This is a genomic window from Gemmiger qucibialis, from assembly GCF_027689445.1.
Taxonomy (GTDB): Bacteria; Bacillota; Clostridia; order Oscillospirales; family Ruminococcaceae; genus Gemmiger; species Gemmiger qucibialis.
In genome coordinates, this window is the sequence record NZ_JAQFEN010000007.1 from 15,088 (window position 1) to 39,844 (window position 24,757).

Annotated in this window: 25 protein-coding genes; 13 read left to right on the forward strand and 12 right to left on the reverse strand. The window is 55.1% G+C overall.

From position 1 onward, the window contains the following. Positions 1-45: 45 nt before the first annotated feature. Positions 46-1,506, reverse strand: a complete 1,461-nt coding sequence (locus PG062_RS10865) for a sulfatase family protein (protein WP_270752296.1) — start codon at positions 1,504-1,506, stop codon at positions 46-48. 18 nt (positions 1,507-1,524) lie between these two features. Beyond that, the gene (locus PG062_RS10870) at positions 1,525-2,640 is read right to left on the reverse strand and encodes a Gfo/Idh/MocA family protein (RefSeq protein ID WP_270752297.1); all 1,116 of its coding nucleotides are present in this window, start codon (positions 2,638-2,640) and stop codon (positions 1,525-1,527) included. Between the two features lie 232 nt (positions 2,641-2,872). On the opposite strand from PG062_RS10870, the gene PG062_RS10875 reads away from it, so the two are divergent. Both PG062_RS10875 and PG062_RS10880 read left to right on the forward strand, forming a co-directional pair. Next, a complete protein-coding gene (locus PG062_RS10875) occupies positions 2,873-3,868 on the forward strand; it encodes a LacI family DNA-binding transcriptional regulator (protein WP_270752298.1) in 996 nt (331 codons plus the stop codon). Positions 3,869-4,007: 139 nt separating this feature from the next. Further along, positions 4,008-5,174 carry a HipA domain-containing protein gene (locus tag PG062_RS10880; protein WP_270752299.1) on the forward strand — a complete coding sequence of 389 codons (1,167 nt, stop codon included), beginning with the start codon at positions 4,008-4,010 and terminating at the stop codon, positions 5,172-5,174. 179 nt (positions 5,175-5,353) lie between these two features. On the opposite strand, the gene PG062_RS10885 is transcribed toward PG062_RS10880, so the two are convergent. After that, the gene (locus PG062_RS10885) at positions 5,354-6,481 is read right to left on the reverse strand and encodes an anaerobic sulfatase maturase (RefSeq protein WP_270752300.1); all 1,128 of its coding nucleotides are present in this window, start codon (positions 6,479-6,481) and stop codon (positions 5,354-5,356) included. A gap of 186 nt (positions 6,482-6,667) precedes the next feature. Between PG062_RS10885 and PG062_RS10890 the strand changes: the two genes are divergently transcribed. Next, a complete protein-coding gene (locus PG062_RS10890; protein WP_270752301.1) occupies positions 6,668-7,459 on the forward strand; it encodes a sulfite exporter TauE/SafE family protein in 792 nt (263 codons plus the stop codon). A 371-nt stretch (positions 7,460-7,830) separates the two neighbouring features. On the opposite strand, the gene PG062_RS10895 is transcribed toward PG062_RS10890, so the two are convergent. The 5 genes from PG062_RS10895 to PG062_RS10915 form a co-directional block, all read right to left on the reverse strand. Continuing rightward, complete coding sequence (locus PG062_RS10895) at positions 7,831-8,133, reverse strand: alpha-L-rhamnosidase C-terminal domain-containing protein (RefSeq protein ID WP_270752302.1); 303 nt, start codon at positions 8,131-8,133, stop codon at positions 7,831-7,833. Next, positions 8,127-8,966 (reverse strand): alpha-L-rhamnosidase-related protein, encoded by an 840-nt coding sequence (locus tag PG062_RS10900; RefSeq protein WP_270752303.1) that lies wholly within the window; start codon positions 8,964-8,966, stop codon positions 8,127-8,129. Before PG062_RS10900 ends, PG062_RS10895 begins: the two co-directional genes overlap by 7 nt. Positions 8,967-9,025: 59 nt before the next feature. Beyond that, a complete protein-coding gene (locus PG062_RS10905; RefSeq protein ID WP_270752304.1) occupies positions 9,026-9,352 on the reverse strand; it encodes a hypothetical protein in 327 nt (108 codons plus the stop codon). A gap of 124 nt (positions 9,353-9,476) precedes the next feature. Beyond that, entirely contained in the window at positions 9,477-10,040 is a 564-nt protein-coding gene (locus PG062_RS10910) for an IS630 family transposase (RefSeq protein ID WP_270752305.1), read from the reverse strand. Then, positions 9,985-10,296, reverse strand: coding sequence for a transcriptional regulator (locus PG062_RS10915; protein ID WP_270752306.1), 312 nt, complete (start codon positions 10,294-10,296; stop codon positions 9,985-9,987). Before PG062_RS10915 ends, PG062_RS10910 begins: the two co-directional genes overlap by 56 nt. Before the next feature lie 351 nt (positions 10,297-10,647). On the opposite strand from PG062_RS10915, the gene PG062_RS10920 reads away from it, so the two are divergent. Then, the gene (locus tag PG062_RS10920; protein WP_270752307.1) at positions 10,648-10,968 is read left to right on the forward strand and encodes a hypothetical protein; all 321 of its coding nucleotides are present in this window, start codon (positions 10,648-10,650) and stop codon (positions 10,966-10,968) included. Positions 10,969-11,118: 150 nt separating this feature from the next. On the opposite strand, the gene PG062_RS10925 is transcribed toward PG062_RS10920, so the two are convergent. Together PG062_RS10925 and PG062_RS10930 are read right to left on the reverse strand one after the other, a co-directional pair. After that, positions 11,119-11,997, reverse strand: a complete 879-nt coding sequence (locus PG062_RS10925; RefSeq protein WP_114000364.1) for a MurR/RpiR family transcriptional regulator — start codon at positions 11,995-11,997, stop codon at positions 11,119-11,121. Positions 11,998-12,016: 19 nt separating this feature from the next. Continuing rightward, on the reverse strand, positions 12,017-13,192 hold the full coding sequence (locus PG062_RS10930; protein WP_270752308.1) for an anhydro-N-acetylmuramic acid kinase: 1,176 nt from the start codon (positions 13,190-13,192) through the stop codon (positions 12,017-12,019). A gap of 554 nt (positions 13,193-13,746) precedes the next feature. Between PG062_RS10930 and PG062_RS10935 the strand changes: the two genes are divergently transcribed. The 6 genes from PG062_RS10935 to PG062_RS10960 all read left to right on the forward strand — a co-directional run bounded on the left by PG062_RS10935 (position 13,747) and on the right by PG062_RS10960 (position 20,026). Then, positions 13,747-14,889, forward strand: a complete 1,143-nt coding sequence (locus PG062_RS10935) for an exo-beta-N-acetylmuramidase NamZ family protein (RefSeq protein WP_270752309.1) — start codon at positions 13,747-13,749, stop codon at positions 14,887-14,889. 154 nt (positions 14,890-15,043) lie between these two features. Beyond that, the gene (locus PG062_RS10940) at positions 15,044-16,603 is read left to right on the forward strand and encodes a glycoside hydrolase family 3 protein (RefSeq protein ID WP_270752310.1); all 1,560 of its coding nucleotides are present in this window, start codon (positions 15,044-15,046) and stop codon (positions 16,601-16,603) included. Further along, positions 16,600-17,505, forward strand: coding sequence for a BadF/BadG/BcrA/BcrD ATPase family protein (locus tag PG062_RS10945; protein ID WP_270752311.1), 906 nt, complete (start codon positions 16,600-16,602; stop codon positions 17,503-17,505). The genes PG062_RS10940 and PG062_RS10945 overlap by 4 nt, the downstream gene beginning before the upstream one ends. A gap of 357 nt (positions 17,506-17,862) precedes the next feature. Then, positions 17,863-18,360 carry a GNAT family N-acetyltransferase gene (locus PG062_RS10950; protein WP_270752312.1) on the forward strand — a complete coding sequence of 166 codons (498 nt, stop codon included), beginning with the start codon at positions 17,863-17,865 and terminating at the stop codon, positions 18,358-18,360. 650 nt (positions 18,361-19,010) lie between these two features. Next, complete coding sequence (locus PG062_RS10955; RefSeq protein ID WP_270752313.1) at positions 19,011-19,661, forward strand: hypothetical protein; 651 nt, start codon at positions 19,011-19,013, stop codon at positions 19,659-19,661. A 155-nt stretch (positions 19,662-19,816) separates the two neighbouring features. Continuing rightward, positions 19,817-20,026, forward strand: a complete 210-nt coding sequence (locus tag PG062_RS10960) for a helix-turn-helix domain-containing protein (protein ID WP_270752314.1) — start codon at positions 19,817-19,819, stop codon at positions 20,024-20,026. A 259-nt stretch (positions 20,027-20,285) separates the two neighbouring features. On the opposite strand, the gene PG062_RS10965 is transcribed toward PG062_RS10960, so the two are convergent. Next, a complete protein-coding gene (locus PG062_RS10965) occupies positions 20,286-21,431 on the reverse strand; it encodes a HipA domain-containing protein (protein WP_270752315.1) in 1,146 nt (381 codons plus the stop codon). Between the two features lie 488 nt (positions 21,432-21,919). Beyond that, positions 21,920-22,156 (reverse strand): hypothetical protein, encoded by a 237-nt coding sequence (locus tag PG062_RS10970; RefSeq protein WP_270752316.1) that lies wholly within the window; start codon positions 22,154-22,156, stop codon positions 21,920-21,922. Positions 22,157-22,238: 82 nt separating this feature from the next. Between PG062_RS10970 and PG062_RS10975 the strand changes: the two genes are divergently transcribed. From PG062_RS10975 to lepB, 3 genes are all read left to right on the forward strand, one after another. After that, on the forward strand, positions 22,239-23,696 hold the full coding sequence (locus tag PG062_RS10975; RefSeq protein WP_270752317.1) for a hypothetical protein: 1,458 nt from the start codon (positions 22,239-22,241) through the stop codon (positions 23,694-23,696). 162 nt (positions 23,697-23,858) lie between these two features. After that, complete coding sequence (locus PG062_RS10980; RefSeq protein WP_270752318.1) at positions 23,859-24,161, forward strand: DNA repair protein; 303 nt, start codon at positions 23,859-23,861, stop codon at positions 24,159-24,161. After that, positions 24,158-24,748 (forward strand): signal peptidase I, encoded by a 591-nt coding sequence (gene lepB / locus PG062_RS10985; protein WP_270752319.1) that lies wholly within the window; start codon positions 24,158-24,160, stop codon positions 24,746-24,748. Before PG062_RS10980 ends, lepB begins: the two co-directional genes overlap by 4 nt. Positions 24,749-24,757 lie beyond the last annotated feature (9 nt).

Below are 24,757 nucleotides of genomic sequence, written 5' to 3' on the forward strand. Positions count from 1 at the left end.
CTAAAGTACTGTGCTGTATTATTGAAAATTGCTATAATTGCTTCGTTAATACTCCAGTTTTTTATCCGGTGCGTAATACACACCGTTGCCGCGGCTTTTGCGGATGTGCGGCACTTCGATCTTGGGCAGGGTAAAATCATCCCCCGTTTTGTCAATCCAGGCTTGCAGCCTCTCGTTCAAATCGGCCAATATCTCCCGGTAGTTGGTGATTTGTGCCATGTTCATCTGTTCATAGGGGTCATCTTTCAGGTTGAACAGCATCCACGGTTCGCCCGGCAGGGCAACGTACTTCCAGCCTTCGCGGGTCACGATACCGCGCCATGGTTCGGCGGTGCTGTTCAGGTGGCCGGTTACCTCGTTGCATTGCAGGTAAGCGGAATCCGGTTCCTGCGGAGGCAGCGGTTTGCCGGTTACATAGCCGGAATAATCGTACCCCTGCATCCAATCCGGCACGGCCACGCCGCACAAGCCCAGGGTGGTGGGGGCAACATCCACATGGTTCAGCGGGGCATCGCACAGGCAGGCGTTGTTGGCACCGTACAAAAGCCCCGGTGCCACGCTGTACATGCAGCCGTGCCCGGTGGAGATGATGAACGGCACCCGGCAGGATTCCCCGTATGGGTTGGTTTTGCGGAACCACCCGTGGCTGCCGTGCATATCGCCGTGGTCGCTGAAAAACACGATGTAGGTATCATCTGCAAGGTTCAGTTTATCCAGCGCCTGCACCAAGCGGCCCACATTCCAGTCCAGGTTGCGCACCATGGCGTAATACCCGGCCAGCTCCCGCTGGGCCTGCTGCTTGACCCAGGGCACATTTGGCACATTGGACCGCAGTTTAATATTTTCTGCACACAATCCTTCGGCAAACTGTTCCGGTGCCAAATAAGGGTTGTGCGGCGGGAACACGCTGAGTACCGCAAAGAACGGCTGGTCCTTCGGCTGTTCCAGGTACCGGATCAATTTATCCGTCAATGCGTCAGTTTCAAAGCCGGGCAGGCGGGTGCAGTCGCTGTTGGTACCATGCACGTAACAGTCCCAGGGTTCGTTATTGTTCTCGTACCCCAGCCAATAGTCAAAGCCTCCGCGGTGCTCCGGCTTGACAATGTGGAATACTTCACGGTTGGGGCGGATGGCCGCAGCCGCGCCCTCGGCATCCAGGTGCCATTTGCCAAAATAGGCGGTGTGGTAACCGGCATCATGCAGCACATGGGCGATAGTCTTTTGCTCCGGCGGCAGGCCTTTATCATGCCCCGGCGTGCAGTGGTTGGGGTAAAGCCCGGTCAGCATGCTGCCGCGGTAGGGGCAGCACAGCGGGTAGCCGGATACCGCCGCCGTAAAGTTGACCCCACGCATGGCCAGCTGGTCAATATTGGGGGTGCAGATGTTGGTTTCGCCGTTGCAGCTCAGCGCCTGGGCGCGCAGCTGGTCCGCCAGCACCCAGATCACGTTGGGGCGCTTTGGCATGGCAGATTTTTGTTTTTCCGGCGGGTAGTTGGGGGCGATCATGGGTGGTTCCCTCCCCTGTTATTGCTGCAATGCCTGAGCCGCGGCGGCATCCAGCGGAGCCGGACGGGCGCAGGTGGTGGTCAACTGGTATTCCTTGCCGCTTTCCACAGATTCCAGTAGCCCCAGCATTACTTCGGTCACATGCAGCGAAAGTTCAGCGGACGGGCGGTAAGCTTTGCCGGTCTGCAGGGCATGGGCCATATCGGCCAGACCAAGGCCGCGGCAGTTTTCGGTGTAGGGGGAGTTGACCGGCACTTCCTCAGCCGGGGCATCGCCTCTGCGCACCGTTACGGGGCCTTCAAATTTGTTCATATCGGGCACATTCAGGCTGCCCTTGCTGCCGTAAATCGTCAGGTAAGGCATGTCGCTGTCCCAATAGGCAAACTGCATGTCAAAGCTGATCGTCAGGTTTACCAGCGCGCCGCTTTCCATTGTCAGGATACCGGTTACATAGGTGGGAACTTCCACCGGGAACTGCTGGCCCTGGTAGGGGCAGCGGGGGCTTTTGGCTGTGCGTTCGGGATAGGTGATTTTGCCGCGGCCCACCACACTTTTGACAGAGCCAAGCAGGCTGACCAGCGCCGTGATGTAGTAGGGTCCCCAGTCCAAAACCGGGCCTGCGCCCTCTTCATAAAAGAACTTCGGGTTGGGGTGGAAGGCTTCCGGCCCACGGCTCATCATGAACGCCTGTGCGGCGATCGGCGTGCCGATCGTGTCTGCGTCCAGCAGTTGACGGCAGGTCTGCAAACCACCACCCATAAAGGTATCCGGCGCGGTGCCCAGCAGCAGGTTGTGGGCCTTGGCGTACTCCACCAGCTCTTTAGCATCCTGCATGTGAATGGCCAGCGGCTTTTCGCTGTACACGTTTTTGCCGGCTTTCAGCGCCGCCATGCTTACGGCGGCGTGCTGGTCGGGGATGGTCAGGTTCAGCACAATGTCAATGTCGGGGTCAGCCAGCAGTTCGTCCACTGTCATGGCTTTGGCACCAAACTGTTCGGCGCGGGCCTGCGCTGCCTCCATACGCAGGTCTGCGCAGGCAACAAGCTGCAAATCACCAAACCGTTCCGTGATATTTTTTGCATACACCTCACTGATCATGCCGCAGCCGATCATGCCAATTTTACTCTGTTTCATCTTGCACAGCCTCCGTTCTATTTTGCGTTTCACGGTTTATTTGTCGTTCTGTCTGTATTATACCGTGGTGTGGCGTGCCAATCAATTCGCAGATTCCATGAAGTAAAATGGCGCTTTTTATCAAATTCAATGTGAAACTTTTCATATAAGCATTTTTTAGTTTACATCTTTTTTCACATTCTTTCTTGTGTTATACTGCTTATAAAGAATCTTTCGCTGATGAGGTAGAGCCATGAAAAAAGTAACCATGAAAGACGTCGCCGCGGCGGCGGGAGTATCGGTAGCGGCGGTCTCCCGCGTGATGAACGGCAGTGGGTATGTTGCGCCGGACAAGCGCGAAGCGATCCTGCAGGCCATTTCCACGGTGGGCTACCGCGCCCAGCGGGTGCCGCCCGGCCCCCAGACCCCGCTCATTGGGCTGATTTTGCGCAGTGCCAATGGCCTGCCGTATTTCTCCCAGCTATCCGAAGCACTCATGTCCGAGGCATCGGCCAAAGGGTTTAACACCATGCTGTTCTACTGCGACAGTGTGGATAACGATACCCTGCTCAAACGGCTGGAAACCTTCCAGAATTACAACATCAGCGGGCTTGTGGTGGGCGGCTTTGGACCCAACGCCCTGCGGGACGACGTGTGCATGTACCTGCGCGCCGCCAACGTGCCAGTGGTACTGTTGGAACGCTCACCGGAGTGCCGCGGCGTAAACCGCGTGCTGATCGACAACGAAAGCGGCATGTACACCGCTGCCCGCTACCTGTTGGATCAGGGGCACAAGGAAATCGTTTACCTGAACCGTGATCTGGACTCCGATGTAGAAAAAGACCGTCTGCATGGCTTTTTGCGCGCCATGCAGGCGGCCCCGGATGTAAAATATTGGGTGAACAACGGCAAAACCTCCAGCCCGCGCACTGCCTTTACGGCACTTGAGCAGCTCAAGCAGGCTCACCCTGGTATTACCGCTGTGCTGACCTGGGGTGATATTTACGCCGCCGGTGCACTGCAATACCTGTACCAGCAAAACCTGCGTGTACCGCAGGATGTGGAGGTTGTTACCTGCGGCGATACCTTGATGCCCTACTTGGCCCCGGCCATCAGCAGTGTTGAAGTGCCCCTGCGCGAAATGGCCCGCACCGCTGTTGCCATCATCAACGACCAGCTGGCCGATGGACAGAAAGATTTTGTCAAAACCGTGACCCTGGAACCGCTGTTTACACGCAGAGGGGTTTGAAATCAGGTGTGGGTGCGCTGTGCTGCCATTACTGCTCTACCATCTTTGTGTATGCGATACTGAATCACCAAAATGTTGCGAAAACATTCCGTTCCTTGTATAATATGGATATCATCGAAGGGAAAGGTGGGCTGGATCGTTGAAGTATATTTTGATGCACCGCGAATTGCCGGTTGCTGTGCTGAGCATTAACGATACCAGCGGCACAGTATACCGCGTTGAGGATGTTGTTCAGCCCGCCCATCTGCCAATAGGTTTGTTTTCTGCTGACCGCAGGGAGTTTGCAAAGAATCTGAACCTTTGGCTGGCCGGGCGTACCATTCCGGCCAGCCGTTCAGGCTTTCACCATGCGCTGGAGGCCCTGCAGATCCAGAAAAAACTACAACTATCCGCCAGTACCTTGATGATGAAGTGTTTTGCACTAAGTCTGTCTGATCAATACTGGCTCAATCCCGCAGAGCAGCCCTTGGAATGGCGCAAGGTCAATTTCTACCATAACGATTTTTCGGAGGATGTCGGCAATATCCTGTTTGGGCAGATTCCGGAGCGGGACAGCATTGATCTCGTTTCCCCCTGCAACACCTCCGACGGCTGGTTGAAGAAAAAATGGAAGATACTGAACGGCCAGCGCGTACTGGTAAAAGGCGGCAGCGGCATGGCGCAACAGGAACCGTTCAATGAGGCAGCAGCATCCTTGCTCTGCCGCAAGTTGGGAATCCCACATGTGGAGTATAGCTTGCTGTTTGAGGGTAGCCAGCCTTATTCCGTCTGCACTAATATGACGACCGACCGTCAGGATTTTGTCAGTGGTTATTATATTTTTTCTGCTTTTCCCCGCGGGGACGGCGTAAGTGCCTATGCGCATTTCCTTAACTGCTGCGAAAAACTGGGTATCCCGGATGTTACGGAACAGCTGCAGCAGATGATGATTCTGGACTATCTGATCTGCAATCAAGATCGGCATTTCGGCAATTTTGGAGCGATTCGTGACGCGGTAACGCTGGAATGGATGGGCTTTGCACCAATTTTTGACAGCGGCACCAGCTTGTGGTTTGACCAATTTGCCACCAAAATCAACGCCCTGGCCGATGCCCCAGCCAAACCATTCGCTGCCACACAGCAGGAACAGCTTGCGCTTGCAAAAAAAAGCCTGCAAACGCTGGATCTCACGGCGCTGGATGGATGCAAAGACGATGTGCTTGCTATTTTTGAACAGGCCCATTTTGGCGAACCGAACCGCGCACAGGTTTTGGCCGATGCTCTGGCCGCGCGCTGTAAATTTCTGAAAGAAGATACGCTTATTTAACAACGACCGCCTTTCCTGTGCTTTAGGTAAAGCATAAGGAAAGGCGGTTGTTGTTTATCTATAATAAAAACAGGGCCCGATGCCATTACGCATCAGGCCCTGCTCTATTTCAAATTTCTAATTACTCATTCTTAATTTTTTCTCGCCGTGCTTTCACTCGCCGCCAAAGCTCCTACTTCCTACCTCCGATAGTATTCCGCTTCCGCCCGTGCGATCTCCAAAATCCGGCTTTCGGCATAGGCAAAAAATTCCTTGAACGCAAGGCAGGAGTAGTTTTCCAGCTTGCCATCGTTCTCCACCCAGTCGCGCTTGCAGCCGCCGTGGCACAGGCTGTACCAGCGACAGTCGGCGCAGGCATCGGGTTTGCGCTCGCCCTGCTGCAAAAACAGGCGGGCTTTTTCGCTGTTGGCCAGCTCCGGGATGCTCTGCTCTCCAATGCGGCCCATCTCCCATTCGTCCAGGCAGTAAAAGTCACAGGGGTACACCGTGCCGTCGCCCTCCACCACAAAATAAGCGCCGCAGCTGCCAGAGGTGGCACAGGTGCCTGCAGGCATACCCATCGCCATGTGGATGTAATCGTCAAACAGACGCACACTGGTGTAGTCGCCGTTGACCCAGTCACGGTAGTAAACGTCAAACAGGCCGCACAGGAACTTACCGTATGCTTCCGGCGTCAGTGCCCAGGGCTGCGCACCACGCTCGCCCTCAATGGGATCCAGGCAGGCAATGAACTGCAAATGCCGGACGCCCAGTTTTTTCAGCGAAGCATAGACTTTTTGCGGGCTGCGGGCCACCGCGCGGTTGACCACGCACAGCAGGTTTACTTCTACGTCATGCTTTTGCAAAACATGCAATGCCGCGGTTACACGGTTCCAGGTGCCCTTCCCCTTGGCGTCCAGGCGGGTATTATCGTGCAGCTCCTTGGTTCCATCCAGTGAGATGCCCACCAGAACCTGGTTGGCAGCCAGAAACTCAGCCCATTCATCATTCAGCACAAGGCCGTTGGTTTGCAGCGCATAATTGATGTGCACCCTGGCCGGGCGCAGCTCGGCGGCTTTGGCCATAAAAAAGCGGAAAAAGTCCAGTCCGGCCAACGTTGGCTCACCGCCCTGGAACGAAAAACTGACCTGTGCGCCGGGTTCCGCGGCGGCAAAGGCAGAGCGAATCAATGTTTCGGCTTCGGGGCGGGTCATGCCTGCGGCGCTCTGGCCGCAGCGCACGGCGGCTTCGTCAGCATAAAAGCAGTAGCGGCAGCGCATGTTGCACTGGCTGGATGCAGGCTTGATCAAAAAGTTCAGGTTTTGCATTGTGTACCCCCCCCCCGGTGGATTTTTACAGATAAACTATACCACAAAATACTGTTTTTCCTCAAGGCTGCGGAGCATGCTTGTCGATTTTTCGACACTAATGCTCTTATTTATGGTAGTTTGGCTTTCTTCCAAAACGGTATGATGAACTTATCAAAATCAACGTACCGGAGGAGGAAAAGACGCATGAGTTCAATCTTGTTTTTCTGTGTCAGTTTTTTTGCGTCCATTGCGGGGGCGATCTGCGGCATTGGCGGCGGTGTTATCATCAAGCCGGTGCTGGATATGCTGGGCCTTGCCAGCGTGGCAACCATCAGTTTTCTTTCGGGGTGCACCGTGCTTTCCATGAGCTGCTACACCGTGGGCAAAAACATTGCCGCTGGCGATAACCGGGTGGATTTCCGCACCGGCACCCCGCTGGCCATTGGCGCCGCAGTGGGCGGCGTTGTGGGCAAACAGCTGTTCAGCACCATTGCGGGCATGTTCCCCAACCCCAACACGGTTGGCGTGGTACAGTCGATCTGCCTGGCCATTATCACCATTGGCACTTTTGTGTACACCTTGTTCAAGGCGCGCATCCAGGGCAAGCATATTACCAACCCGACATTCTGCGTTATCATTGGCCTGGTGCTGGGGCTGATGTCCAGCTTTTTGGGCATTGGCGGCGGCCCCATCAATCTGGTTGTGCTGTTCTACTTTTTCAGCATGGAAACCAAGACCGCAGCGCAGAACAGTCTGTACATCATTCTGTTCAGCCAGATCACCAGCCTGCTGACCACCCTTATCACCCACAGCGTGCCGGAATTCACCCTGCCCGCCCTGGTTTTGATGATTGCCGGCGGCATCGGCGGCGGCATTGCCGGCCGCACGCTGAACAAGCGGATGAGCAGCCGTGCCGTGGACAAGCTGTTCCTGGTATTGATGGGCATTATTATTTTGATCAGCATTTACAATGCAGTGCATTATATGGGCGTTTGAGGTTCGTTGGAAGACAGGATGGAGGAGTTATCTCAATTAGAAATTAGGAATGAGTAATTAGGAATTTGAGATACGGCAGGGCCCGGTGCGTGGTTGTACTGGGCCCTGTGTTCGTTATTTTCAATATCGGGTTCTTTGCTTTTTATGTCAGGCAGACAGTAAAACAGCTGTCATGGCCAGGGGGTACGGTTCTGCTGCCGCCGTGCAGGGGCGCAATTTTTTGCGTTATAAACAAGGCTCTGCCTGTTGCTGACTTTTATGCTGATGTCTATGACATCACCAACCATTTCGGCGGCCCAATCTGTTAAAAACACAAAAAGCATATGCCGTTCAGCATATGCTTTTTGCTGTTCTTATACTATAGCCTTTTTTCACACCTCTTCGTTCTCATAGGCAACCCCATCTGGCAGGGTATAGTGCAGGTGCAAAGCATTCTCTTCATCTCTCTTCCACTCCACATGGATCATGCCGCGCGGCGTGATGACATCGCCGCTTGCTTCACGGAGCGTACCCACCTGGGGTTCGATGCGCACTTTTGGGAAGCCGGGAGCCGCTGGGCGAACGCCAAGGATCACTGCAGGCAGTTCATAACAGAGCAATGCCCCCCACGCATGGCAGTCCGAACGGGTATCTGTGTCATTCTCCACGCAGGTCGTCAGGTGATTCTCTACCATCTGGCGCCATATTTCCCACAGGTCATCTGTCTTTTCGTACCAGCCGCATCGTTCCAGCGCGCGGAACAGGTAAAAATGAACGCAACAGAAGCCTGCGGAACTTCCGGGTTCCCCACAACGGTTTCCAGCATCTGCTTTCCCTCTGCCGGTTCAACAATACCAGTCAGAACGGCAAATACCTGGCAGTGTACCGAATATCCTTCAATGCCGGGCCCATCCTGAACCAGTGTTGTGCCCTGATACTGCCCCAAGCAATGGGTACGGATTGCATCCGAAAGTGCTCCTGCCCGCTGCCGGTACTCCGCAGCGGTATCGGTTCTGCCTGCAAATTCAGCCAGCTCAGCAGTTTTTTGCAGGCCATCCAGGTAAAGTAGGCTTTCCATTGTAACCGAACCGCTACCCTTTCCGGTTGCAGCCGGTACACCGGAATCCCACACACCAGCCCAGTCAATAAACGACCAATAGCGGTGACGCATGATCGGGCCGCCACTTTTCCCCACAGGGCCCTGTTCCGAAAGATTCCTGTCAAAAAATCCAAGGATACCGTCAATGGCTGGCAGATGGCGCTTAGCTAGCGCTTTATCGCCAAAATACATCATATGGTCGTGGACCATCAGCAAATAATAAATGGAAAAAGCCGGGATCACATTACTCTTGACGGTGGGGGCATCTGCGTTGATTAAGCCATCTGGCCGCTGTGAGCGGCGGAATGCTTCCATTGCCTGCCGTGCCAAACGGTCATCTGCGCTGATGGCATCTGCCATTGCAATGTTAAAAATCAGCTTAGGTGCTGCATCCGGGCAGTTTCCACCCCGCAAAAAATTCTGTGGCATAGACATTTTCCTGCGCGTGGATCGGCGCAGGGCCGCCCGTTTCCCCTATAATGGCAATTTCACGGTTTATGGTGCATTTCCAACCGTTTTTTCCCGGCAAAGGAAGGGTTATCAGCCATGCAGTCCTCAATGTACAGGCAGGGGGTATTGGTGCGGTACAGGGAATCATTCTGGCTTGCCGCAAAGCGCAGCACCTCAACCGTCACAACGTTTGCCCCCGGCACAAGGTAGGGCGCAGCGTTGGCAGTATCAACAAACCATTCTTTCTGATCCAGGGGCTTCTGTGGCCCCTCCTGAACAAACTTCCCGTTTATATACAGCTTATAGCGGGAATCCGCGGTGATCTTGATTTCTTTTTTGGCGGGCAATGCATCGTCCACCATCATTTCCTTGCGGAAATATACAATGCGGGCATCGCTGTCATCTTCCGGTATCCAATTTGGCAGCCAGCGGTTCTCCTTTTTGGGTTACAGCGCTGCCGTCAGGCTCTGTTTATAGCAATTTTCAAAATTAAAGCGCATATCCGCAGAAGCGGAACCAGCCGGAACAATCAGAGATAGTCACAGAGTGAAAAGCATTCTGAATCGCATTTGGAAGAGCATCCAGCGTCCTCGCCTTGAATTTACGAAGGAAAGACTTCACCTTCGACCAGAGCTTTTCAATAGGATTCAGATCAGGACTATATGGTGGAAGATAAATGTATCGAACACCGGAGCTGTCCAGCAGATTTCTCACTGCCTTTGCATGGTGCAACTTCATATTATCCATTATGAGAACAGAATTATCGTTCAGATGAGGAAGCAAGTCAATTTCCAGATACCGCTTAAACCTCTCTACAGTCGTTCCACCTGAGAAAGTCGTATAGCGTAGTGTCCCATCCAACTGAATCGATGACAGAATGGTCGTGTTCTTGGGCTTGGAAAGTGGTGCGGAATCAACAGCTCTGCTTCCTCCAAGCGAATAGGCATACCGCCTTGTCATATCCGTATTGCATCCGCTTTCATCCAGAAACACAAGGTCACTTGCCTTGAATCCAGATATAAGGCCGTTCCAGTCTTTTCTCTTCTGCGCCACATCGGGGATGCTCCTGTTCACTGGCATGAAGAGACTTCTTCTTGCGGCGATATCCTGCCTGTTGAAGAAAGCGCCAGACAGTATCAATGCTGACAGGCAATTTCAACGTTTCAATGATCTCCAGACATGTGATATCCGGCTGTTTTTCCAGAAGCGAAAGGATGTGCTGATGATCTGCATCGGACAATTTTGGCTTCTTTCCACGGAGATTCGTTTGAGTTTCGTAGCTGCCTGTTTCGTTCCGACGCTTCAGCAAACGATATATCGAAAACGATATATCAAACAGGTGTTTACAGAAAAGCACTTTGCCAGTTCCTTTACGCTGATGCCCTTATCGTATCCTTCCAAAATCAACTTTCGAGCTTCGTTGTGCAGCATAGCACTCACATTCTTTGACTCTGTTATATCACTTTTTCTCAAAAGTTAAAGTACTCTCTGCTGTATTATTGAAAATTGCTATATAAAGAATCATGAAGAAACATTCTCTTTTAACGTTTACTTTTCTCCTTCTTTCCTTTATGGTATAACGCTTTTGTAAGAAGTCCCGCCGCCTGCAAAGGGGCGTTTTATCAACCTTTAAGCTAATATGCTCTAACTCATATCATAAATGGAAAAAATCATCCTGTCCGGTATGCCGGAACCCATGCTGCAACCCCTGTATGCCCGCGCCAAGGAAAGCCAAACCCACGGCGCAATCCACGATGACACCGCCGTGCGGCTGGTGCAGCAACTGGACTATAACTTTGACTTTTCCAGCAAGGATGCCGCCATGCACAACGGCGTGATTGCCCGCGCTCTGGTGCTGGACAAGCTGGTTTCTACCTACCTGGCGCAGCACCCCGGCGCAGTGGTCAACATTACCTGCAGAGCATCTCCTTGCTTCTTACATATTTTTTATAATGCAGCAAACCCAATATTTTCTGAGTGACACACCGCACCACGGTCCACCAACATTATTCTTTATTTTTTACATTATTCACTCAAAAAGCAGGGCTCGGTGCCATTTCCGCACCGGGCCCTGCTCTATTTCCAATTCCTAATTTCTCATTGCTAATTCCTAATTGAAAAAGCCCCTAACTTAGTTTTCCGCTTCCACCCTGTGCGTCATACAGCTCTTATAACTGTTTTCCAGGGCGGTTTCCACTTTGCGGTAGTTGCGGCGGGCAACAGCGGTGAACAGAACATCCACCATGCACATCTGGGCAATGCGGCTGCTCATTGCACCGCTGCGGTGGCTGATTTCCGGCGATGATGTGTACAAACACAGGTCTGCAGCCTGGGCCAGGGGGCTGTTGTCGAACCGGGTCAGCGCAATGGTGGTGCCTCCCCGGGCGGCGGCCAAGTGCAGGCACTCCATCACCTCGCGGGTGGTACCGGAGTTGGATACAAAAATGCCCACATCCTTTGGCCCCATAGTTGCAGCATAAGTAAGCTGAATGTGCAGATCCTGCGCATAACAGGCGGACTTGCCAATGCGGATCAACTTATAATACAGGTCCTGCGCTACCAGCGACGATGCATTCACTCCGAACAGCCGCACACTGTCCGCCTGGATGATTTTCCCCGCGGCACGCTCCACAATGGCGGGATCCAGCAGCTTCATTGTGTCCTCAATAGCGCAGATGCTGCTGGTTTTCACCGCGTCCGCCATCTCAGTGATGGTGTTATAGTCCCGGATATCAGTAAAGAATCCGCTGCTCTCCCGCTGGGCAGTGGGAGCGTTGGTCTCGTTCAGCTCGTTGAACAGGGCTTTTTTCATATCCTTCAAGCCGTCAAAGCCGATGTGCTTGCACAGCCGCACCCAGGCCACCTGAGTGGTATCGGCTTGTTTGGCCAGCTTGGCAATGGGCAGCACAAACACGCTGTCCACATGGCTTAAAAAGAAGGACGCGGCCTTTTTTTCGGAATCATTCAAATCATCATACAAGTCCCGCACACGGATTTCGATGCTGGTCATGGATGGTCCCCCTTTCCGGTTATTGGCTGATTTTACCCATCACAACGGGGTGTGCAGCACCGGTTGCTCCGGGGGCGTTGTTGGGCTGGCCGTACATGGCTTCGTTCGCCAGCACGGCAAAGGCCACGGCCTCCTTCGCGTTGCTGTCCAAACCAAGCTGCTCGTTGGTCATCACCTCGCAGCCGGGCAGACAGTCGGCAATATGGGCCAGCAACGTGGGGTTCATGCTGCCGCCCCCGCCCACGATCATCCGGTCCGGCTTGACGGGGCAGTAATTCCGCACGCCCGCGCTGATGCACTCCGCCGTAAAGCGGGTGGCGGTGGCCAGCACATCCCCCAGCGGCACATCCAGCTCGTTGGCTTTCTTCAGCAGCTGTTCCACATAGGCATCACCGTACATTTCGCGGCCGGTAGTTTTGGGCGGGGTGTGCTTCAGGTATTCGTCCTGCATCATCCAGGCTAACAGGGCGGGGTTGACCTGAGCGGCAGCAGCCATTTTGCCGCCGTCATCATAGCGGGCTTTTCCATTCGTCATGCGGGCGGCAAGGGCATCGATCACCATGTTGCCCGGCCCGGTATCAAAGGCCAGCACACCGTTCAAGCCCGCACCGCGGGGCAAAAGCGTGATGTTGCCAATACCGCCAATGTTCTGCAATGCCACATTGCGCTGCGGGTCCTGGTAAAGCAGATACTCGGTATACGGCACCAGCGGCGCACCAAGGCCGCCTGCAGCCATATCCCGTACGCGGAAATCGCTCACCACGGGGCAGCCCAGCGCTTCCACGATCATTGAAGCTTCGCCGATTTGCAGGGTGCCGCGCACTTTGTAGCCCAGGTAGTCCTGCTCCACCGGGGCATGGAACACCGTCTGCCCATGGCTACCCACAAAGGCAACATTCCGCGGGTCCACGCCCGCCTGCGCGCAGACTGCCAGGCAGGCGTCTGCGCTGAGCTTGCCCAGCAAAAAGTTCATTAGGCAAAGTTCCTCGCTGCCGCCAAAGTTCCCTGCCGCCACCTGTAAAATGCGGCTGCGCACAGCATCGGTGAACGGCAGCGTGACAAACGCCATCTGGCGCACGTGGGTGTTGGTGCTGCACCCGCTGATTTCCACCAGCACAGCGTCAATGCCATCAGCCGAAGTACCGCTCATCAGGCCGATTGCCAGTTTTTTTGCCTCTGCATCTTTGCACAACATTGTCATGCTCCACCCTTTCGTTCAGAGGGGTACTGCAAAACCTTAGGGCAACACCGCACAATTCCCGCCTTACGGCTTAAGCACCGCTTCGGCGGCTGCGGCACAGCATCTGCGTTGCCAAAATGCTCGATAATGTCGGGTTGCGGTACCCGCATCGTGCTTCGGGGGCAAAAGCCCCTCGCACTCTGCGACCGCTGCCCCTGCTTCGGTTCGCTGTTTCCGCCACTGGCGGCGCTCACCTTTGCAGCATCCAGTATTATCTGCGCTTTTGGCTTAGCAGCTGCCGCACCTCGCTCGCCGTATCGGCACTTAGAATTATGCGGTATTGCCTGAGAAATTTTGTACAAAAATACCCTCAACTTTTTTGAAACAAAATTTCTAAAGCCCCCTTTTCTTTTTATTATAACGCGAATATAATGAACATATCAAGTCATTATTTTGCCATATCGCGGGGCAAAAAATCTTTTTCTCTCGTTTATTCTTTGCATCGTGCAATTTGGTAAGCTTTTCTGATATAAAATTTCACAGCGTTTACCGCAACAGGAGGTTTCCCCATGGTTCTGAATGGTCTTGACCACCTGGCTGACGCCGCGCCCTGGCTGAAAGGGCGGCGGCTCGGCCTGATCACCTCGACATCCGGCGTAACTCGGATGCTGACATCCGGCATTGATGCCATCCACGCGCAGTTCCCGCTGACAGCGCTGTTCGGCCCGGAGCACGGCGTACGCGGCGACCATGACGCCGGTGCTACCGTGGAAACCTACACCGATCCCGCCACCAGACTGCCGGTGTACAGCCTGTACCGCAAGGATTCCCAGCACATGACGCCGGAGATGCTGGACCTGGTAGATACCGTGATCTATGATATCCAGGATATCGGCGCGCGGTTTTATACTTACATTTCCACCCTGCTGTATGTGATGCGGGACTGCGCCGCCGCGGGCAAAGAACTGGTAGTGCTGGACCGCATCAATCCCCTGGGCGGCAAGGTGGAGGGCGGTTTGCTGCAGCCCGGTTTTGAAAGCTTTGTGGGGGCCTATCCCCTTACAACCCGGTACGGCCTGACCCCCGGTGAATTTGCCCGCCTTGCCAACGAGGAACAGCACATTGGCTGCCAGCTGCATGTGCTGCCGGTGCTGGGCTGGAAACGGGAGATGCTCTTTCCCGAAACAGGGCTATACTGGATGATGCCCAGCCCGGCCATTCCCAACTTTGAAACCGCGCTGCTCTACCCCGGCACCTGCCTGACCGAGGCCACCAACATTTCGGAAGGGCGCGGAACCTCGGCCCCGTTCGAATTGATCGGCGCACCGTTCATCAACGGTGCGGCATTGGCTGACCGGATGAACGCTAAAAAGCTGCCGGGCGTAATTTTTACCGCGGCTTACTTTACGCCCAGTGCTTCCAAACATGCAGGCAGGCGCTGCGAGGGTGTACACATCCACCTGACCGACACCAAAGCGTATGACACCATCCGCACCGGCACCGCCCTGCTGTATGCCATCCGCGAGATATACCCCAACGATTTTGCCCTGCGCCAGCCCGAAGACAAAAAAGCCCTGCTGCCCATCAACCGCCTAACCGGCAGCGATGTACTTGCCCACGATTGGCCGGACTTTGACGCGCTGATGGAACGCTGGGAGAACGAGGCAAAAGCGTTTGATGAAAGGGCAGCGTTTGCGAGAATGTACGAATGATAAGTTAGGAGTTAGGAGTTTTGCGGCATCACAAGGTTGGAGCTGGACGAATTAGGAATTAGCAATGGGCACTTAGAATTATGCGGTATTGCCCTAACTTCTAACTCCTCCCTCCTAACTAAAAATTTTCCTCATAATCAGAAGGAGCCTAAACATGACAGACCTTGAACGTATCGGCCAGCGCCTTGTCACTGGCTTTCCCGGAACCGCCATCACACCGGAGCTGGTGCAGGTGGTCAAAGAATATAAGATCGGCAACATCATCCTTTTCCGCGAAAACATTGCCAGCGCGGACCAGCTGCGGACCCTGTGCGCTGACCTGCAAACCCTCATCCGCAGCGAAACCGGCCACGACGCTTTTATCATGATTGATCAAGAGGGCGGCGCTGTGACCCGCCTGCCGGAAAGCTGCATCAATGTACCAGGCTCCATGGCGCTGGCCGCCACCGGTGACCCCGAAACCACCTATCTGGCCGGCAAGCTGACCGGCGAAGAGCTGCGCAGTCTGGGCGTCAACTTTAACCTGGCCCCCAGCGTGGATGTCAACTGCAACCCTGCCAACCCCATCATCGGGGTGCGCAGTTATGGCGATACCCCCGCCACCGTGGCCAAGTATGCCGCCGGTATGATCCGCGGCCTGCAGGATGGCGGCGTGCTCTGCCTGGCCAAACATTTCCCCGGCCACGGCGATACTTCGCTGGACAGCCACCTCACCCTGCCCTGTGTAGACAAGCCCCGCGATGAACTGGAACGGATGGAGCTGGCTCCCTTCCGCGCTGCCATTGCCGACGGCGTACCCGCCATCATGACGGCGCACATCCTGTTCCCCGCGCTGGATGACAGCGGTGTGCCCGCCACCATGTCCCGCCGCATCGTCACCGGCCTGCTGCGCGGCGAAATGGGCTTTACCGGCCTTGTCACCAGCGACTGCATGGAGATGCAGGCTGTGCAGAAGTTCTTTGGTTCGGTCAACGGCGTGCTGGCCGCCATGAACGCCGGGGTGGATCTAGTGCTGCTTTCCCACACCACCCTGCTTTCCGGCGAAGCCGCCAAGGCTGCCGCCGAAGCTTTGCAGTCCGGCAAACTGGACCGCAAAGAGATGGAAGAAAGTGTGGACCGCATTCTGGCCGCTAAGGCCAAGCTGGCCGCCGTGCCCGCCGCCGCGTTTGACGCTGACCAGGCCGCTGCGCTGAATAACAAGCTGCTGCGCGCCACCATTACCGAAGTGCATGTACCCAAAGCAGGCCGCCCTAACGTGGGCGGGCACCCACTGTGCCTGGGCTGCCAGGTCTACCGCACCGGCCTTGTGGGCAATGTGGTGGATGATGTACAGCAAAGCTTTCCCGTTATGATGGCTAAAGCGCTGGGTGGGGACGGCTTTACCACCCCCATTGATCCCAGCGAGGATGAAATTTACGAGTGGGTGCGCCGCGCCGAAAGCTACACCAGTATCGTGATCGGCACCTATAACGGCCACCTGCATCCACAGCAGCTGGAACTGACCAAGGCCTTGGCTGAGCACAGCGGCAAGCCCGTTATTGTGGTGGCGCTGCGCAACCCGTATGACCTCTTCCCCCTGCCGGAAAGTGTCTACACCCTTGCCGCGTATGAATACACCGCCCGCAGCACTGCCGCCGTGGCGGATGTTCTGCTGGGCCGCCATGCCGCAACAGGCCGCCTGCCCATTGCCACGCCGGAACAGGAGGCCCAATGATGCCCTACTATGTTGGCATTGACGGCGGCGGAACCAAAACCGCCGTGGAGCTGCGCACCCGCGGTTCCGCAGCCCACAGCCGCGCTGTGTTTGGCCCCCTGAACTGCAACAGCGACCGCACCGCTGCCGCCAAAACCCTGACCGATACGCTGGCCTGGCTAGCTGCCCAACCGGAAGGGCTGGCCGGGTGCGATGGGCTTTGCATCGGCAGCGCAGGTATCAGCAACCCGGATGCTTACAACTTTATTCAGGATATCATCCGCGCAGGCGGCTACACTGGCCCGCTGCAAATCGTTGGCGACCAGGTCACGGCGCTGGCCGGTGCCTTGGGCCAGCCGGTGGGCACTGTGCTGATTGCAGGCACCGGTTCCATCTGTTACGCCCGCACGGCCGATGGCCGCGAAGCCCGCAGCGGCGGCTGGGGACATCTGATTGACGACGAGGGCAGTGCCTATGCACTCGGACGGGATATTCTGCGCGCCGTGGTGCGCGCTGCCGATGGCCGTGCCCCCGCCACAGCTCTGACGGAGCTGGTCGCCCAGCGCCTGGGTGCGCCAGGCGTGCAGCCGGTTATCCGCTTCACCTATGCCCCCACCACAACCAAAAAGGAAATTGCCGCCCTGGCCCCCCTGCTGGACCCTGCCTTGCAGCAGGGCGATGCCGCGGCGCAGGCCATTATTGCCCATGCCGCTGATGAACTGACCCAGATGGCTGCCGCCGCCATGCAGCCCCTTGGTTTGCAGACCGGCAGTATGGCCCTGCTTGGCAGTGTGCTGCAAAAAAATGAAACCCTGCGTGCCGCTGTTATCACTCGTCTGACTGCCCAGTTCCCCACCCTCACCTTCCCCGAACCCGTTGGCGATGCCGCGGATGGGGCAGCGGTTATGGCGGAAAATAGTTAGGAAGTAGGAGTGAGGTGTTAGGGCAACACCGCACAATTCCCGCCTTACGGCTTAAGCACCACTCCGGCAGCTGCGGCACGGCATCTGCGTTGCCAAAATGCTCGATAATGTCGGGTTGCGGTACCCGCATCGTGCTTCGGGGGCAAAAGCCCCTCGCACTCTGCGACCGCTGCCCCTGCTTCGGTTCGCTGTTTCCGCCACTGGCGGCGCTCACCTTTGCAGCATCCAGTATTATCTGCGCTTTTGGCTTAGCAGCTACCGCACCTCGCTCGCCGTATCTGCACTTAGAATTATGCGGTATTGCCCTAACTTACTTCTTGCTACTAATATCCACACACCCAAATTGGAGGTTTTCCCATGCCTGATATGCTTGTTAAACTGTATGACCTGCCTGATGAAGCCCCGGCCCTGGCGCGGAGCCACGCGTTTGGGGTCGAGATCCGCCGTGCCATGGCGCCGGACCGCCAGCGCGTGCTGGATTGGGTGCGCACCCACTCTGGCGACTGCGCTGCCGGTGAATGCGCTGTCAGTTTTGCCCATACGCCCATTGGCTGCTGGATCGCCACCCGCGGCAGCGAGATCGTGGGTTACGCCTGTTACGATGCCACCGCGCCGGACTTTTTCGGTCCCACCCGTGTGCTGGACAGTGAGCAGGGCCACGGTGTGGGCACTGCCCTGCTGCTGCGCTGTCTGACCGCCATGCGGGAATACGGGTACGGCTATGCCATCATTGGCAGCGTTGGCCCGGTGGAATTCTATCAGAAAACCTGCAATGCCACCGTTATTCCAGATTCCGACCCCGGAATTTATAAAGATTTTTTGCGCGGAATGGAAAAAAGAGCGGAAAAGCATTGATAATTAGCAATGAGTAATTAGGGCAACACCGCACAATTCCCGCCTTGCGGCTTAAGCACCGCTCCGGCAGCTGCGGCACGGCATCTGCGTTGCCAAAATGCTCGATAATGTCGGGTTGCGGTACCCGCATCGTGCTTCGGGGGCAAAAGCCCCTCGCACTCTGCGACCGCTGCCCCTGCTTCGGTTCGCTGTTTCCGCCACTGGCGGCGCTCACCTTTGCAGCATCCAGTATTATCTGCGCTTTTGGCTTGGCATCTGCCGCACCTCGCTCGCCGTATCGGCACTTAGAATTATGCGGTATTGCCTTTATAAAACATTTCACGGCACGTCATTTTGGGAGTATCCTCCCGTAGGGGCGCACGCAGACGTATCGTCCTATCGTCGAACAAAATATCAGCCCGATGTCCATTCCAATTTATATGGGCTTTAGGTTGGCAACACCTCGCGCACATTTCTTCCTTGCCCGCCCTGCGGGTACCTCATCTGCCGTTTCCTTCTTCTTTTTTGAGGGGTGGGTTTTGATACAGGAATCCCCGCCGCCAAAGCTACTATGCTCTGGCGGCGGGGATTCTGTTTGCCCGGCATTGAATCAGCAGGCCGTTTTTGGTATACTGTTGGATAAACGAAAGATAAGGAAATGGGGAAGAAACATGGCTTCTTATACATTTGAAAATCACACATTCCGCATGGTAGGCCGCACCGACGGCAAGGATATTAAGGTACCGTCCAACATGTACCCGCTCAACCGCGAAGCACAGCTGTTTACCACCGAAACTACCGATACCATCAGCGATGCCCATGTGCAGGAGATTGTGAACTGCATTGACGGCCGCATGAACAACACCTACCAGAATGCCGAACAGGTAGTACGCACCCTGAACGTGTACGGTATTCCGGCTGTGCAGTATGTGGGCTGGGTGTTTATGTCGGATTCTGCCCCCATGTACCAGTCCTTTGCTCTGGTCAAGGGTGACCACGGCGGCCCGGCCATTATTGACCTTTCGGTGGACCCGATCTGGCCCCAGTGGGAACAGGAAATGGCCCAGTACACCACCCCTGACGAGATGCGCGCCGCCTTTATTGAAAAGCAGTCAAAGCGCTGGGATGTACCAAACACCGAGCGCTGCGTGTTTGGCCAGGTACCGGATTATATGGTGTATGTTGCCAGCATGTGCACCACCGACCAGGGCTTGAAGCTTTACCAGAAAGTCATGCGCGCCTTCCCCAAGCATCCCGCCAACCTGGAAGCCGAGCACGCACAGCGCGTCATGGTGGAGAGAGTGATGAAGGGGAAGATTTAAGGCAATCCCAACCGGAAAAATTCTCGGCACCGACCGGGTATTACTCAGCGAGCTGGAACAAAGGCGGCAAGCCCAAAACGCTGACCTTACGAGAATGGGCAAATCTGGATACCGCCAAAAGCAGAAAGAAGTTTCAGGACTTTCTTACCCTGAAAATGCAGCCCTACAGCGATGTGCTGAGTGTTGCCGAAGCAAGCCGGTTTACCGGCTATCACCACAACACCCTGACGAATTGGTGCCATAACGGTTACATCCGATACTTTGAAATCAGTGGTGGGTATATGATTCCCAAATCATGTCTGCTGAATTTTCTGCTTAGTCCTCATATTCTGGACAGCTATCGACCTTCTAAAAAAGCTGGTTGACCTTGCGAAAGAATTCAGCCGACAGGGCAAATCGACAAAAAAGCCCACCGCCAAATGAGTGCCATAGAGAAAAGCAGCGTCCCCCGAATGTCAAACGGAGGACGCTGTTTTTATAGCCCTATTTCAACTGCTGACAATTTGTCACCAGTTGGCGCATGACTGTCATCGGCATTAGGCAGCGACATATAGCTTCTGTTATTTTCAACTGCCTACAATTTGTAGTCATTTCGCAAACCGTATGCTTTGGAGCTATTTCAGATTATGCCCTATTAAGTCGAAGCATTTGAATTCGGCCACTAACAGCGGCGGCAATTTTCGCGGCTCGTCCATCATCAAACTGGGCGGCTGTTCGGAAGATTTCTTCTACTTTATTGGAAAATCCATCAAGGCGCTCCAGCGGCAGATCCACATAAGGCGCAATCAGCTTTAGTTGAGATTGCTGTGAGGTTTCAAACGGTTTTGCGGGAACCATGGCTTCCGCATTGATCGCGCGAGTGAGGGTCATCTGCCAAAGGCTTGTGCCGCTGTCATAGATGGGCGCTGTTCCTTTCCATTCCAGCGTTTCGGAATCACGCAGGAAACCGAAATTGCCAAGATGGCGATCCGTGTTGGCTAAGATGAAATCGGCAGCCAGCATATTGCAGACCGCTTTCTTTGCATCAGAAATTCCGACGGTCCGGCAGCAGGCGTTGAAGTGTTCCCAATTGGAAACGCCCTGCGCTTGCGGCAGCAGCCGCATAAATTGGGCGGCGGTGACAAGCTCGGTGTGGTCATTGGTAAAACACGCGCAGGCGGACATGACCTGTCCGCCCTGCTCTATGAGCCAGTAGGGAACGTGCGGCATACCAAGCGCATCATACAGAGCCGTGGCAACGATTTCGTTGTAAGGCTCCTGCTTGTAAATGCCCGATCCTGCTTTTAAGAGAATTCGTTTTCCGTCCGCAATGCGCCAGCGCTTTTGTAAAAAGCCGTCTGAGGTATTGCAGGGGGAACACAAATCCGGCTGTGCCGAGAGAACCCCCTCGCCAAACAAAGCGCGTCCCACATCGTCAGAAAAGTCGTTCTCGTAGAAATTTACATCGCGCCAGTTCTGTGGGGCATCGCAGGGCGTGACCCAATACTGGTCTGAGAGGCTCAGCCCGCTGCATTTGACAAGCAGAAGTTCGGCGTAAGGAATATGCAGCGTTTCCAAGGCGTGCTCCAGCCCGGAACGGCTTGCCGGGATACCACGTCCAGCCCACCATTTGCGCAGGGAGAGAACGTCAAAACTACCATCAATGTGCCTTGCGCCGAGGGGAATCCTCTGCGCCGAAAGAACCTCCGCCACATCAATAATGTCGCCGGTCTTTTCAGCTATTTCAATAACAGCCACTGGATGATTGCGCTGCATCAGGAAAAATCGCATTCTGCTCACCTGCCTTACCTTATAGAACGATTATACTCTATCCGGCGGGGCTTTGCAATCTGCGTTTTTGTCGCAGCGTCAATCCTTTTCTGTACACCAAGGGGGAAGTATATCTTTTTTCGGGAAATGGGGTTCCGTCTGTGTTTCCCCCCATACCCCCTTTCAGCCGGCTGAAGTGACAAAAAGCCAGCTAAAAACAAATAATCGTATCCTTGGCACCTTACCTATTTTGTAGGCAAGGTGCTTTTTTTCATACAGAAACGGAGGTCACCCCCATGGGAAAATACCAAAGGCAATACCGCATAATTCTAAGTGCCGATACGGCGAGCGAGGTGCGGCAGCTGCTAGGCCAAAAGCGCAGATAATACTGGATGCTGCAAAGGTGAGCGCCGCCAGTGGCGGAAACAGCGAACCGAAGCAGGGGCAGCGGTCGCAGAGTGCGAGGGGCTTTTGCCCCCGAAGCACGATGCGGGTAACGCAACCCGACATTATCGAGCATTTTGGCAACGCAGATGCCGTGCCGCAGCCGCCGGAGCGGTGCTTAAGCCGCAAGGCGGGAATTGTGCGGTGTTGCCCAAAAGAACATCGAAGCTGCCCGCCGAATTACCGTGATGCAGTATTTGGAAACCTATCACCCCGGCGAACTTGTGCGCAAAACGGATCGCGAGTACTGCACCCGGACGCACGATAGCCTGATCATCACGCCTGCCAATGGATTCTTCCACTGGTTTTCGCGTCATGTAGGCGGCAACAACGCCATTGATTATCTGACCAAGGTGGAGGGCATACAGCGAAACCTCCGCTGCGGTGCTGGGCGTTTATGTACAGGCGGATGCGGATTTTACCGCACAGTTGGTTTATACTGCGCCCGATGGCAGCACACTGACCAAAACCCTACAGGTAGCCATCGACCGCAATGCGACTACCGAATATCCTTTCCCCGACAGCGAAATTGCCACCTTTGCCGAGCGCCCCACCCCTGCGGTGACCAGCGGCAAGATCACCAAGGTTGCCAAAGTCAACGGCACATGGCTGATCTGGTTCAACAGTGAGGAAGCCTATTGCTGCACCCACGGTGCCAACGGTCAGCCTGCCGGCTGCCCACCGTACACCTATGTGAACACTTCCACCGTCAGCGCTGACCAGTGCGTCCCCGGTGACCACTACGGTAACCAGATTCGCATCTGGGGCGGATTGAACCAGCTTTCTTTGGGCGATGCGGACGATCTGCCCGCAGTTTTTTCCGCTGATGAGGGTGAAGAAATCTCTCTTTTGGATTTCTGTTCATCAATTTATGACGATGTACAGATGTATATTATCGAAAACTTTCCCGAAAGCACCGCGGCGGAAATTTATCTTGCCTCTGCCGATGAGCTGGCGAACGGTGTGGAAACCTACGCCTCCGCCCGTGGGTACTACACCTACATCTACAATCCCGGTCGCGCAGGGTGGCAGACCGTTGCCCTGATCGGACCTGACCCCGGTGAGGAGGAACCTGAGCCGGAACCTGTTGTGCAGGAATACTACGCCAGCTGGGAGGCACCGGCCCAGACCGCCAGCGGAAGTTTTGATTTTTCCTATGGAATCCGCACGGATAAGATCCAGCTGAAAACGCAGGAAAAGGTGGACGGCGCGACCATCGAGATCGAGCCCATCACCAAATCCGGCAGCATTGACGGCGGCAGCTGGTCTGTCAGCCCGGCAAGCAAACAGACCGTAACCACCAGCGGGCATACCGCCGATGACAACTACCAGAAGAACGGCGGCGACGCAGCCGCAAGCTGGAGCCTGCACTACGCGGTGACTAAGACCTCCGGCACACGCAACGATCGAGTCGGACCGTATACCTCACAGGAAGCTGCCGACGAAGCCGCCAACAGCGCCCGCGATGCTGCCCTTGCAGAATTGCAGGCAGAAGCGCAAAATGCCGTAAACGCGGCAGTCGGCAGCGCAAAAACTCAGTTGGGCAGTTTGCAGTTCCGATACGAAGAAATCTCCGTACCCTACGGCTTTGAAAAGTATTGGGGCAGCAACGGCAGCTACCAGACACTGACCGTGCCGGCCAACTCCGACAACGAATACCTGATGCGCAACGCGGAATGGAGCCTGCAGGTCAATAGTGGTCAGAATGATCAAGCAGTTCACACCACTTATAGTATTATAAATGCCCGCCAAGTAAATCGGCTGTCCCGGCATTTGAAAAAAATATTTGTGCTTGGCGGCGTCCCATTCGTAAAAGCCGGTGGCAGCGCTGCTTCACAGTGAGGGAATCTTTGTAAGCATCCTGAATCTATTGCATAGCAAAGAAAAATGATTGACAGCTCCAATTATAATATGCTTTAATAAAGGGTAAAGCACTTACAATGTAACAATCTGCAATGCTTAAAGACACTGAACTGACCCGAACAAATCTCAAGGAGATATACCATGGCAGAACGCGAACTGCGGCGGATGAACCGCATGGAATTGATAGAGATCATCTACGCGCTCAAACAGCACGAGGAGGAACTGGAACAGCAGAATGCCAATCTTCGCCAACAGCTTGCAGACCGCACGCTGCGGCTGGAGCAGGTTGGTTCCATCGCCGAGGCCGCTTTGTCGCTAAACCGGGTATTTGAAGCCGCACAGGCTGCGGCAGATCAATATTTGGAATCGGTCAAGGCGCAGTACCCTGTGCAGGGCACCGAGTTTTCGCCCACCGCGAATAACGAAGGGGCATATTGGAAATGAAGGGATTGAGCGGAAAGCGCGTTGAGATTCCCTCTATGGAGGAGATCACGCAGGAGCGCAAACGCCTGTCTTACCGCAGGCGTTACAAGCGTGTGCTGAAAAGCACCGCCTATGCGCTGGTCGTTGTGGCAGCCATTGCGGTGCTGCTGGCAACGAACCTGCTGCCGGTGCTGCAGGTGTCGGGTGACAGCATGAACCCAACCTTGCAGGATCAGGACATTCTGGTTCTGCTGAAAACAGATGCTCTGGAAAAAGGAGATCTGTGCGGCTTCTACTGGCAGAACAAGCTGCTGCTCAAGCGAATCATCGGTATCCCCGGGGATGTGATTTCGATTGACGGCAACGGCCTTGTCACGGTGAATGGCGAGGTGCTGGAGGAACCGTATGTCGATGAGCTGGCCCTGGGAGAATGTGACCTCAGCTTCCCGTATCAGGTGCCTGAAAATCGCTTCTTTGTGATGGGTGACCACCGCGCGACCTCGATCGACAGCCGGAGTACGGTTGTCGGCTGCGTTGAAAAGAGTCAAATTGTGGGCAAGGTGTTTCTTAGGGTATGGCCTTTGCCCCGCATTTCGTGGATAGGCTGATGGAGGAGT